Annotated in this window: 11 protein-coding genes and 1 pseudogene; 6 read left to right on the top strand and 6 right to left on the bottom strand. The window is 60.6% G+C overall.

Going from position 1 to position 11,244, the window contains the following annotated elements; translation table 11 throughout:
• Nucleotides 1-321 precede the first annotated feature (321 nt).
• Nucleotides 322-636, bottom strand: coding sequence for a YerC/YecD family TrpR-related protein (locus tag LKX83_RS31385; RefSeq protein ID WP_227887142.1), 315 nt, complete (start codon nucleotides 634-636; stop codon nucleotides 322-324).
• A gap of 244 nt (nucleotides 637-880) precedes the next feature.
• On the opposite strand from LKX83_RS31385, the gene LKX83_RS31380 reads away from it, so the two are divergent.
• Both LKX83_RS31380 and LKX83_RS31375 read left to right on the top strand, forming a co-directional pair.
• A complete protein-coding gene (locus tag LKX83_RS31380; protein WP_227887139.1) occupies nucleotides 881-1,363 on the top strand; it encodes a tyrosine protein kinase in 483 nt (160 codons plus the stop codon).
• A gap of 55 nt (nucleotides 1,364-1,418) precedes the next feature.
• Entirely contained in the window at nucleotides 1,419-1,664 is a 246-nt protein-coding gene (locus LKX83_RS31375; RefSeq protein ID WP_227887137.1) for a hypothetical protein, read from the top strand.
• Here LKX83_RS31375 and LKX83_RS31370 read toward each other — a convergent pair whose 3' ends face one another.
• The 3 genes from LKX83_RS31370 to LKX83_RS31360 form a co-directional block, all read right to left on the bottom strand.
• Nucleotides 1,665-2,609, bottom strand: coding sequence for a DUF1861 family protein (locus LKX83_RS31370; protein WP_227887136.1), 945 nt, complete (start codon nucleotides 2,607-2,609; stop codon nucleotides 1,665-1,667).
• A 102-nt stretch (nucleotides 2,610-2,711) separates the two neighbouring features.
• Nucleotides 2,712-3,710 carry an inorganic phosphate transporter gene (locus LKX83_RS31365; protein WP_227887134.1) on the bottom strand — a complete coding sequence of 333 codons (999 nt, stop codon included), beginning with the start codon at nucleotides 3,708-3,710 and terminating at the stop codon, nucleotides 2,712-2,714.
• Nucleotides 3,711-3,741: 31 nt separating this feature from the next.
• A complete protein-coding gene (locus LKX83_RS31360; RefSeq protein ID WP_227887131.1) occupies nucleotides 3,742-4,356 on the bottom strand; it encodes a DUF47 domain-containing protein in 615 nt (204 codons plus the stop codon).
• A gap of 265 nt (nucleotides 4,357-4,621) precedes the next feature.
• Here LKX83_RS31360 and LKX83_RS31355 point away from each other — a divergent pair, with 265 nt between their 5' ends.
• The 3 genes and pseudogenes from LKX83_RS31355 (at nucleotide 4,622) to LKX83_RS31345 (ending at nucleotide 7,057) form a co-directional block, all read left to right on the top strand.
• Complete coding sequence (locus LKX83_RS31355) at nucleotides 4,622-5,734, top strand: rhamnogalacturonan acetylesterase (protein ID WP_227887129.1); 1,113 nt, start codon at nucleotides 4,622-4,624, stop codon at nucleotides 5,732-5,734.
• A 101-nt stretch (nucleotides 5,735-5,835) separates the two neighbouring features.
• A pseudogene (locus tag LKX83_RS31350) lies at nucleotides 5,836-6,281 on the top strand (glycoside hydrolase family 88 protein); the annotation flags it as partial.
• Between the two features lie 98 nt (nucleotides 6,282-6,379).
• Complete coding sequence (locus LKX83_RS31345) at nucleotides 6,380-7,057, top strand: hypothetical protein (protein WP_227887127.1); 678 nt, start codon at nucleotides 6,380-6,382, stop codon at nucleotides 7,055-7,057.
• Between the two features lie 7 nt (nucleotides 7,058-7,064).
• Here LKX83_RS31345 and LKX83_RS31340 read toward each other — a convergent pair whose 3' ends face one another.
• On the bottom strand, nucleotides 7,065-7,760 hold the full coding sequence (locus LKX83_RS31340; protein ID WP_227887124.1) for a winged helix-turn-helix domain-containing protein: 696 nt from the start codon (nucleotides 7,758-7,760) through the stop codon (nucleotides 7,065-7,067).
• A gap of 306 nt (nucleotides 7,761-8,066) precedes the next feature.
• The gene (locus LKX83_RS31335; RefSeq protein WP_227887123.1) at nucleotides 8,067-9,146 is read right to left on the bottom strand and encodes a DUF3048 domain-containing protein; all 1,080 of its coding nucleotides are present in this window, start codon (nucleotides 9,144-9,146) and stop codon (nucleotides 8,067-8,069) included.
• Between the two features lie 288 nt (nucleotides 9,147-9,434).
• On the opposite strand from LKX83_RS31335, the gene LKX83_RS31330 reads away from it, so the two are divergent.
• Nucleotides 9,435-11,189 (top strand): glycoside hydrolase family 13 protein, encoded by a 1,755-nt coding sequence (locus LKX83_RS31330; protein ID WP_227887144.1) that lies wholly within the window; start codon nucleotides 9,435-9,437, stop codon nucleotides 11,187-11,189.
• Nucleotides 11,190-11,244 lie beyond the last annotated feature (55 nt).

Genomic DNA, 11,244 nt, shown 5'->3' with positions numbered 1-11,244 from the left:
ACGCACATTAGCGCTCGAGCGGCACTTTCGGCGAATGTAGGTAGTTTACATACGCACATTGGCGCCGGGGCGGCACTTTCGGCGAATGTAGGAGTCCTCGACTCCCTCTTTCCCCAATTCCCCCGCTCCGCCGCCCATGTAGGAGTCCACGACTCCCTCTTCGCCCAATTTCCCCGCTCCACCGCCCATGTAGGAGTCCACGACTCCCTCTTCGCTCATTCCCCCATATCAGCGAAAGAAAATTAAAAAGCAGCCTCCCGCGGACGGATAGGCTGCTGTTTCATGCCGTGCTGGCGTGCGAAACGGAGGATGAAGCTTCACTCACTCCGCTTCCGATTCTTTGCCGAACCGGCCGAGCCGGTCGAGGGTCATCTTGTAGCCGTCATTGCCATAGTTGAGGCACCGCTTCACGCGGGAGATCGTCGCCGTGCTGGCCCCCGTCTCCGCTTCGATCTGGTTGTAGGTCTGCCCTTTGCCCAGCATCCGCGCCACTTCAAGCCGCTGCGACAGCGATTGAATCTCGTTGACCGTGCACAGATCGTCGAAGAATACGTAACATTCCTCCACGGACTTCAGTGTCAGAATGGCTTCGAACAATTGGTCGATCGACTTGTCATTCAGCTTCTTCAGCTGCATCTAATAGGCACCTCGGTTCATCGCTTGTAAAGCCGTCTCTTTCATTGTACTAAGTTTCAAAAGGTACTTCAAGCGTCACCGTATTCACGCTTCACAGAGGTAAAATCGGTAAAATGGGCGGGCAGGCGTCCATTCGGATCTCCACCGTGATACATACCCTATAGCATCGAACGCCGGCATAGGCACGCCATGCCCAATGAGCTGGGCAGGCGCCGGCGATTCTTCAGCCAAAGGGTGTGACAACATGAACGAACCGCAACTTCCGCAATCGCGCAACTTTAACGGCGGATTCGGAGGGCAGGCCGGATTCGGGAGTCCGGCTGCCGGCGGTTTTCCCGGGATCGAAACGGTCTCAGGCCCGCCCGCCTTGTTCGGGCAGGTTCCGACCGGGACGACGACGGTGCTGCCCACGCAGGCTGCCGCTGCCACGCCAGCCAAGGGTCTGTCCGGTCTGCTCAACTTCAAAAACCTGAACGACGTGAAAAACCTCATCGACCGGATGGGCGGTCTCGACGGCATCCTCTCGAATATCGGCAAAATCCAGAAGGTCATGTCGTCGGTCCAACAGGTCGCCCCATTCATCAAGCTGCTCCTGAAAAAAGACAAATCGAAAGATGACGACGAGGTCGAATACCGGCCGAGACGCCGCAGACGCCGCCGCAGCTCCCGCCGGCGCTCCCCATCGTCGGGACGCAAGCGCTACGCGCGGCGCAGACGCCGGCGCTAACCTCTCTCCCCGCCAGGCCGCGGTCCGGCACCATGGGCCTGGCGGGGATGCGGGCATGTTCGCAGCCGCCCGGCTGCTCGTGCGCGCTTGCCGCTTTCCCCTACTTTTTCGCTCCGCAAAGGCCGATTCCTGCTTTTTCCAACGCTTTTATTTCCTCATTTTGCGTCTTTTCGTCGCGATCGCCCCGATGCAGGCCTATAGCCCCCGCCGCGACGCGGCGGCTTCGGGCTTTCGCGCGTTAGCACGATGCACCGCCAGCCGCGCAAAAGGCGCCGAAGCATCACGCCTCGGCGCTATATGATTACGCTTCGTAATCCTCGAACGGATCGTCGATGACGACCAGGTGCGCTTCGGCATCGCTGACGCCGGTATACAGCGTAGCCTTGCCGTCGTCCTCCCGCATCAAGCCTCCGCTGAAGAGGACATCCTCTAGGTCGGGTCGCTTGGCCGGGCCTTCGGGGAACAAGTTGCGCGTGGCGATCAACTTGATCGGCGTATGCTCCCTCGTCTCGGGATCGAGCATAAAGGTCATCGGATAATAATGCCGGATATTGCCGTCATCCATCCAGGCGATGTGGCCGAGCACGCCGATCTTGCCGTTGCTAAGCAGGTGCGCCTCGTTGGCGCCGCCCCATTCGACCTTCAGGAACTGATGCTCAAGCACTTCCGCCTCCGCCATTACCTGTTCGGTCAGCTCGTCGAGCTCGCCGACCTCGGTATAGCCGATCATCGCTCTCGCGTCTCCGACCGGCATCGGGCGGGTGAAGACGCCGATGCGGCCATTCGCCAGATCGACGAGGCGGATATCCTTCATCGTCAGCGGGCCTTTGGCGAAAGGCACGAGATCGCGGATGCGGGAGCCTCGGTAGAAGACGGTGCGCCACGACGTGACATAGTGCGGATCGTCTCCGTCAAAGTAAACCTCCACCCCGCCGAAGACGAGCTCGCCGCGGATGAACGCGACGAACGGATCCTGCAGTTCGAAGACGGGCGCCCCTTCGCGGGGAACCCACTTTCCGTGGCGTTCGACAAAAAACATGACGACGGACCGCTCGCTGGTCCGGTCTTCGACCCGCCCCGCGATGGTCCACTCCCCTTCGTCAAGGAAGGGAGCCGTTATATTGTAGACGTCCCGTTTGCCGACGCCGGTGAAGATGAGCTTCTCGCCGCGGCAATCGACGCATTTGAGCCGGAACTCCTTCAGCAGTTCCACGCATGACTTGGCTTGTTGTGCGGATGCTTGCATGAGCGTGAATTCCTCCAAACTCCGTCCCGTCAAGAGCAAACGTATCGCTTCTATATTGTAATGTGGAAACGGCAAAGATGACCAATGCGCAAGGGCCCATTTTTAGTGAAAGAGGCTAAGGACCGCATAAATCAATGCTGCCAGCACCGCCGCGATCGGGATCGTGACGACCCAGGCGACGACGATCCGGCCGGCCGTATCCCAGCGCACGCTGGAGAACCGCTTGGCCGCGCCTACGCCGAGAATCGACGAGGTGATCGCGTGCGTCGTGCTGACCGGCAGATGCGTCAGCGTAGCGGAGAAGATGACGGCCGCGGAACCGAGGTCCGCGGAGAAGCCGTTGATCGGCTCGATCTTGAAGATCTTCGTGCCCATCGTCTTGATGATCTTCCAGCCGCCGACGGACGTGCCGAGCGCCATCGCGAGGGCCGCGGACACTTTGACCCATAGGGGCACCTCGAGATGATCCTGGATGCCGGCGGAGACGAGCGCCAGCGTAATGATGCCCATCGCCTTCTGCGCGTCGTTCGTCCCGTGCGTGAACGACTGGAGCGCGGCCGTCAGGATCTGCCCGGTCCGGAAGCCCTTGTTCACGTAGCGCGGACTGGCATTCGCGAAGACGTGCTTCAGCACGAACATAATTATGTACCCCATTATGAACGCGATGATTGGCGAAAGGACCAGGGCGAGCACAATCGTCGAGAAACCGCCATAGTTGATGCCGTTCCAGCCTTCCGAGGCGACGGCGGCGCCGGCGAGCGCGCCGATAAGCGCGTGCGACGAGGAAGAGGGGATGCCCTTCCACCACGTGATGAGGTTCCAGATGATGGCGGCGATGAGGGTGGCGATAACGACGGTAAGCCCGTGCTCGAGCTTGAACGGATCGGTCACCTTGCCGCCGATCGTCTTGGCCACGCCGGTATACATGAGGGCGCCCACGAGATTCATGACCGCAGCCAGGATAATGGCGACGCGCGGCGTCAACGCGCGGGTAGAGACAGAAGTCGCGATCGCGTTGGCCGTGTCGTGGAACCCGTTAATGAAGTCGAAGCCGAGCGCTAAGATAACGATTAATACGACGATCCATGTCAAATGATCCATGCTGGTTTTTCATTCCCCGTCTAACGCGCAATTACGAATTGCGCATGATAATCGACTGAAGGGTATTGGCGACGTCTTCGCAAGCGTCCGTCGTCTCTTCCAGCCGTTCGTAAATTTCTTTATGCTTGATCAGCTCGATCGGGTCTGTGACGTTCTGGAACAGCGACTTGACGCTTTGCCGCAGGAGATCGTCGCCTTCATTCTCAAGCTCGTTCAATTTGACGCAGTGCGTTTGGATGGCAAGCAGCTTTTTTTGGCTCAGCAAATAGATCGCCGATTTGATCTCGACCGCGCTGCGGTGGAGAACGTCGCCGAATTTGCGGATAAACGTGTCGGGTTTGGAGATTTGGTACATATCGAAGCGGGATGCGCTTGCTTCAATGCCGTCCAAGACGTCGTCCAGCAGTTTGGTCAGTTCCATGATGTCTTCCCGGTCGATCGGGGTGATGAACGTCTTGTTGAGCTCCGTCAGGATAAGATGCGCGTACTGATCCCCGCGATGCTCGAACTCCTTCATTTCCTTGGAGAATGCGGCGACATCGTTCAGTTCCCCGTTCATGGCGGCGGCAAACCGCTCGACCGTTTCCAGGATCAGATCGGACATGTCCTCCAGCGTTTTAAAAAAGATATCCTTTTTCCGAAACACGCATAGCCCTCTTTCCCGCAAAGTAAATTTTACGCTGCCTTGACGTTGGATTGACGAACTTTACAAAAGTTAGCCACCACATATCTTATCACAGCAAGGACAGGCATGGTATAGGGGCCCGTGACATTTCGCCGTGGCATTTTCTTAAAGTTTGCGCCCGATCGACTCGGATTATTGCACGAAGTTACCGGAATTTTGAATTCCTCCCCGGCTTAGCCCCTCTTATACTGAAAAGGATGACCCCGACAAAAGGAGGAAATCGCGCATGTCCGACGCCATCCGGCGGTTCGACTTCGGTCCTGCCGAGCCGTCTCCCGGCTATATCAAGGTCCGGCCCGGCTGCGCCTACGATCCCCGGACCGGATACGGCTTCATCGCGCCGGACCGGGTCGCCTTCCGGGATAGGGGCGAGCCTGACGCGCCGAAGCGCGACTTCGGCATCCCGGTCGACGCGACATTTCGCTTGGACGTCCCGAACGACAGCTACATCGTCTCCCTGCTTATGGGCGATTGGATCGCCCCCGTCTGCACGACGTTGAAGACCGGCGCCGGACGGCTCGCCTTCCGCCATCGCCACGTGCCCGCGGGCCAATTCGCGCGCGAGACGTTCGCCGTTCGCGTGGAAGACGAGGGGCTCCGGCTTACCTTCTCGGGCCCGGCCCCCCGCGCGAACGTGCTCGAGATCGAGCCGGCGCCGGACCTGATCACCCTCCATCTCGCCGGAGACTCGACGGTCGCGGACCAGCCGGCGGAGGGCTTCCCCTATGCCGGCTGGGGACAAGTGCTTTCCTCCTTCTTTAAACACGATGTGGCGGTGGCCAACCATGCCCGGTCGGGACGCAGCGCCAAAAGCTTCGTCGAGGAAGGCCGGCTGGACGCGATCCTCCGCGAGATCCGGCCGGACGGCTATCTGTTCGTCCAGTTCGGGCACAACGACCAAAAACCCGACGAAGCGCGCCATACCGAGGCGGAGTCGACGTACCGGGACTATCTGAAGCGCTATTTGGACGGCACCCGCGCCCGCGGCGCCCATCCCGTGCTGCTCACCTCCGTCCACCGCCGCTACTTCGCCGGGGACGGGACGCTGCGCGACACGCACGGTCCCTACCTCGAGGCGGTGCGGGAGCTCGCCGCGCGCGAGGAGGTGCCGCTGATCGACTTGGCGGATATGAGCCGGTCTTTGTTCGAGAAGCTGGGGCCCGAAGAGACGAAGGATGTCTTCATGTGGAGCGCGCCGGGCGAGTTCCTGCATTTCCCCGAAGGCATCCAGGACAACAAGCATTTCCAGGAGCGCGGCGCGCTCGCGTTGGCGGAGCTGGTCGTCGGCCGGGTTCGGGAGCTCGTCCTTTGGCCGCTGGCGATGTATCTGAAGAGTTGAAACGCGGGGGCGTATCGCGCGCGTGCGTAGAAATCGGACAATCGGCGAAGACGGGCCAAATGAGCGAAAGAAGGAGTCCAGGACTCCTACATGGGGCGGCACATTGGTGCCGGGGCAACGCCTGGGCGGCGCTCACGATGGCGCGCGCAATCGAAATCGTGCCGGTCACGCATCCGTTCTTCATGGTCATCGAAGGCTCGCTGCGCGACCAGCTTAGCGCGCTCGTCCGGCTGCAGAACGAGAAGTCGGGCCTGTGGCACACGATTCTGGAGGACCCATCGTCGCCGCTCGAGACGTCCGGCTCCGCCGGCATCGCGACAGCCGTGCTGACCAAGGGGCGGCTGTACAACAAGTACGCCCAGCGCGCCATCGACGGCGTCCTCGCCACAATCGCCGCCACGGCACCGTCACCGGCGTCTCCGCCGGCACCGCCCTCATGGCCGACGCCAACGGCTACCACAGTGTGCCGGACAAGCGCATCCAAGGCTGGGGCCAAGGCCTCGCCTTCCTGGCCGAGGCGCTGCGGGTAAAGGCGAATCCTTATTGATGGGTTGGCGCAGCCCCTCGTCGACTTGACGAAGGGGCTGCTCTTGCACTGGCCCACTCCCCGCCGATGTAGGTAGTTTACATACGCACATTCGCCGCATGAGCCCACTCCCCGCCGATGTAGATAGTTTACATACGCACATTCGACGCATGAGCCCGCTTTCCGCCAATGTAGGTAGTCTACATACGCACTTTCGACGCATGAGCCCATTTCTCACCAATGTAGGTAGTCTACATACGCACATTCGTCGCACAAGCCCACTTTCCACCAATGTAGGTAGTCTACATACGCACTTTCGACGCATGAGCCCATTTCCCACCAATGTAGGTAGTCTACATACGCACATTCGACGCATGAGCCCGCTTTCCGCCAATGTAGGTAGTCTACATACGCACTTTCGCCGCATGAGCCCACTTCCCGCCGATGTAGGTAGTCTACATACGCACATTCGCCGCATGAGCCCGCTCTTCGCCAATGTAGGTAGTTTACATACGCACATTCGCCGCATGAGCCCACTCCCCGCTGATGTAGGTGGTTTACATACGCACTTTCGCCGCATGAGCCCACTCCCCGCCGATGTAGGTAGTTTACATACGCACTTTCGCCGCATGAGCCCGCTCTTCGCCAATGTAGGTAGTTTACATACGCACATTCACCGCACAAGCCCACTCCCCGCCGATGTAGGTAGTTTACATACGCACATTCGCCGCACAAGCCCACTTCCCACCGATGTAGGTAGGTTACATACACACATTGCCGTTCTTGCCCCTTCATGATGTTACCTTACCTTCTCGTTAGATCTGGAACGGCCAGCACAAACCCCATCTTCCTTCCCGTAGGGGACAACATGGCGCTCAAATATCCCTTCTCCTCCAGAGATCTCATGTGCACGATTGCCGTTCGGGGGTTGATATTCAACGCCTCTGCCACGACCCGCGGCGTCAGCATCCTCCCGTCGAACGTCTGATTGAAATGCAGGATCGCGCGCTCATGCACGCCAAGGGCTGTGGAGCCGTCGCCTGCCGCCGTCGTTCGGCCCCATTTGGCGAGCGCCAAGAGGAGCGTGCGCTGACAGCGGCCCGGCTTCTCCTTAATCCCGTCGCTCGTGAACCGCAGCAGCTTCCAGCCGTCGATCAGCATCTGATTTTGCCGCTCCCGGTCGTCGTCGAGTTGCCATCGGTTCGCATCCCGCGCGTGAGGGCCGAATCCGTCCGCCTCGATCGCGACGCGGAGTCCCTTCGACGGCAGATAGGCGTAGTCGCAAAACCGCGTCCTCCCGTTCAAATCGACAAACTCATACTCCGGCTGCAAAAACGCCAAGCTGCCCACCGCCGGCCACCAAACCTGCGACAGGAACAATTGCTCGAGATGTCCGTGCTTCTCCAATAGGCGCCTTTTGCGCTCTCCCCGACTATCCCGAACGGCGCGCTCCAGCATGCGTTGGTAAGCCGTTTCCCATGCCGCATCGACTTCCTCCATCTTCCCACTCCTCCATTGGCACAAAAATAAGCCGCCCGCCCGGACGATACCGGAGCGAACGGCCTGTTCTTCAGGACCTCAAACTATACAACGCCATTTTACCACAAAACGCGGTGAAACTTTCAATTCCAACCCAAGTGTTTCCATATCGTCCCCGCAACCTCACGCGATTCTTACGGAAAAATCCCGGAAAACGGGTGGAGGTCAAGCTGCTCCGTTGCGGTAACTGGTTGGTCCGTTCCAGGCGCTTTCCCCAGTCCCGCTCTCCACCTCCCGGGGAACTCGCCTGACCGGAAGGCCGATCCTTCAACTATACTTCACATGCTCCGAAAAAGCCGGCGTCGTCGGCACGACGTGATAGTAAGTGATACCCGGCACGAATTTCAACTCCCGGCCGTCCTTCACGAGCCGGACGATGTCGCCCGGCTTGCGCTCCCATCTGCAGGAGATGGCGTGTCCCTCCTGGATGAGGACCGCTTCGCCGCCGCTCGTCAGGTCGATTTCGAGCCGGCCGTAGCTGTCGTACGTTTTGTGTTTCGCCGACAGGACGACCAGATTCGCCGCGGTGAGCTGCTCTTTGTTGTTCAGATCGATATGCGGCTCGCCGTTGATCGACCGTTCGTACAGCCCCGTCGAAGCATCGTAATGATAGGAAACCTTGTAGTCCTTCATCTGAAACATGATCTCGACGTCAGAGGCAGCAGGCTCAGCCGACACGTCCGGCTTGGCATCAAAGGAGACGAACGGCACCGGCGCCGTCTCGGGGTACTTATGCTTGGCCGCCCCCTCTCTCAGCTTGGCGATCGTCGAGTAGAGGTTGTGCGGGGCTTTGCGCGATTTGTCCCGGTGGAAGTATGCGCCCGCGTTGTTGATCTCGTCGAGATCCGCTTTGCCGGAATGCTGCAGCAGCGCGAGCGCGTCGTTGCTCGCGCCGGCGTGCACGAGGACGCCGCCGTACCATTCGCCGATGTCGATCAAGTAAGGCCGGATGCTGCGGATCGGACCGACCGGCTCGTCGAACGTCTGGCTCTGGAAAATGCCCACGAGCCGCGTGATGCCCCCTTCGGCGAGAATCTCCCACACCGTGTCCGCGTGGGTCAAGCCGGACTGCGGGCGCGCGGCTTTGAAGTTGTTGATCATGATCGCGAGCGGCCGCTTCGTCACTTCCTCCTCCACGGGCAGGCCCGTGAGCGGCGCAAGGAAGGCGGCTTCAGGCGTATCCGGAGACGCGCTGGCCGTCCCCGTCGGCTCGGCCGAAGACGTCTGCGACGGCTCGGGCGCGACGGTCGGCTTCGAGCCGCCGCAAGCGGACAACGCAGCGATGCCCGCCGCCAGCGTCAGCGCCAGCGCGGCGCGCCGGGTATAGCGAGTGTGGAGCACATTCATCCCGTTTCCTCCGTCTGCTCGTATGCAAGGGCTGAGTCTTAGGTACTTAATCCCATTAAACCACAAACGCGGCCGGCTTGTCTCGGTTCCCCGGCACATCTTGCCGATGCTCCACTCGCCGCCGACCCTTTTGCCTCTGGCGGAACGCCGCGTCATCCGGTATAATGTAGCCATAACAAAAAGGCAATGTTACCGAAAGGTACAACCTCGGCAAGCAAGCGGGGGTTGTGCCTTTTTTGCGCTTGCTTGCGGCATCCTATCTCAGACAAGGAGTGTTTCCAAGCGATGATGTTAAAAGAAGCGATTTATCACCGTCCGAAGTTGAACTGGGCTTACGCCGCCGACAAACGGACGCTCCACCTCCGCGTGCGCACGAAGCGCGACGACGCCGTGGAAGTGAACGCGATCGTGGGCGACAAGTACGCGTGGGAGGAATCCCGTTGGACCGCGCCGATGCGCAAGTTCGCCTCCGACGCGCTGTTCGACTATTGGGAGACGGCGGTCGTGCCTCCGTACCGGCGCCTGCGGTATGCGTTTCATTTTCGGAATACGGACGAAGATCTCTATCTGACGGAAAAAGGGTTCGAAGACGCGCTGCCCGATCATTCCCTGGAATTCTTCGACTTTCCATTCCTGAATCCCGCCGACGTCTTCGCGCCGCCGAGTTGGGTGAAGGACGCCGTGTTCTATCAGATTTTCCCGGAACGGTATGCGAACGGCGATCCGTCGCTCGACCCGGCAGGCGTGGAGCCGTGGGGCGGCAAGCCGACGCCCGGCAACTTTTTTGGCGGCGACCTGAAGGGCGTGCTCGACCATCTTGACCATATCGAAAAGCTCGGCGTTAACGCGATCTACTTCACCCCGCTGTTCGAAGCGACGACCAACCATAAGTACGATACGCGCGACTATATGAAGGTGGACCCGCAGTTCGGCACGAACGAGCAGCTGAAGGAATTCGTCGACGCCTGCCACAAACGCGGCATCCGCGTCCTGCTCGACGCCGTCTTCAACCATGCGGGCAAGACGTTCGCACCCTTCGTCGATGTCCTCGAAAAAGGGGCGGACTCGCCTTTCGCGGATTGGTTCCACGTGCGTGAATTCCCGCTGCGCGTCGTGGACGGCATTCCGACGTACGAGACGTTTGCCTTCGAGCCGATCATGCCGAAGCTGAACACCGAACATCCCGAGGTGAAGAAATATTTGCTCGAAGTGGCGCGCTACTGGGTCGAGGAGATCGGCATCGACGGCTGGCGGCTCGACGTTGCCAACGAAGTCGACCATGCGTTTTGGCGCGAGTTCCGCCAGACGGTGAAGGCCGCCAATCCGGACGCCTACATCCTCGGCGAAATCTGGCACGACTCCATAATGTGGCTGCAGGGCGACCAGTTCGACGCCGTCATGAACTATCCGTTCACCAACGCGGTGCTGGACTTCTTCGCCAAGGGCAAACTCGACGCGGCCGGCTTCGCGAACGCGATCGGCAGCCAGCTCGCGGCCTATCCGCAAACCGTGACCGAGACGGCGTTTAACCTGCTGGACAGCCACGACACGCCGCGCCTGCTCACGCTGTGCGGCGACGACGAACGGCGGATGCGGCTCGCCGCGCTGCTGCAGCTGACGTTCCCGGGCGTCCCTTGCATCTACTACGGGGACGAGGTCGGCATGAACGGGGAGGGAGATCCCGACTGCCGCAAGTGCATGGTGTGGGAGCCGGAGGAGCAAAACGCGGGGCTGCTGCGCTTCTACAGCGAGACGATCGCCTTGCGCAAAGCGCACGAGGCGCTGCGCGGCGCGGAGATCGCGTTCCTGCAGGCGGGCGGCGGCAGCGACCTGCTCGTCTACGCCCGCGGCGCGGAGGACGGCGAGCGCTTCGTCGTTGCCTTGAACGCAGGCGACGCGGATGCGTCCGTCGCGGTCGTCGTCGGCGGCAGCGGCGTCTGGACGGACGCGTACACAGGCGCCGCCGCGTCCGTGAAGGCGGGCCAGCTGCACGCTTCGCTGCCGGCTTACGGCTACGCGGTTTGGCGGCGGGCGGGGAAGTAAGAAGGCAGGCAAGTTGGAAGGCAGGCAAGTTGGAAGGCAGGCAAGTTGGAAGGCA

Origin of the sequence: Cohnella baijiui (genome assembly GCF_020731285.1) — a bacterium.
Taxonomy (GTDB): domain Bacteria; phylum Bacillota; class Bacilli; order Paenibacillales; family Paenibacillaceae; genus Cohnella.
The sequence above is the reverse complement of the archived record's forward strand: the minus strand, read 5'-3'. Positions and strand labels throughout refer to the sequence as shown.